This is a genomic window from Streptococcus sp. DD11 (assembly GCF_001578865.1).
Taxonomy (GTDB): Bacteria; Bacillota; Bacilli; order Lactobacillales; family Streptococcaceae; genus Streptococcus; species Streptococcus panodentis.
Genome location: NZ_KQ969481.1, coordinates 1 through 272 on the forward strand (window position 1 = coordinate 1; position 272 = coordinate 272).

Here is a 272-nt window from a genome sequence, read left to right on the forward strand (position 1 = left end):
CCCTTCGCGGGTGCGTGGATTGAAATGGGATTTTGAGTACACCAAACCTGCAGGCTTGCGTCGCACCCTTCGCGGGTGCGTGGATTGAAATCAGTCCCAGAAATCGAACTGAAAGAAGTATCTGTGTCGCACCCTTCGCGGGTGCGTGGATTGAAATTCGCCTTTATCACCCTTAGCCCCTGCTGCTCCGTCGTCGCACCCTTCGCGGGTGCGTGGATTGAAATTTCGATGCCATGAAAGCCGCGGCTGGCGAGGGCGTCGCACCCTTCGCG

General features: G+C 57.7%; 1 pseudogene. It reads right to left on the minus strand.

The annotated features are described in order from the left end of the window. Window positions 1-272 (minus strand): annotated as a pseudogene (locus STRDD11_RS13940) (hypothetical protein); the annotation flags it as partial.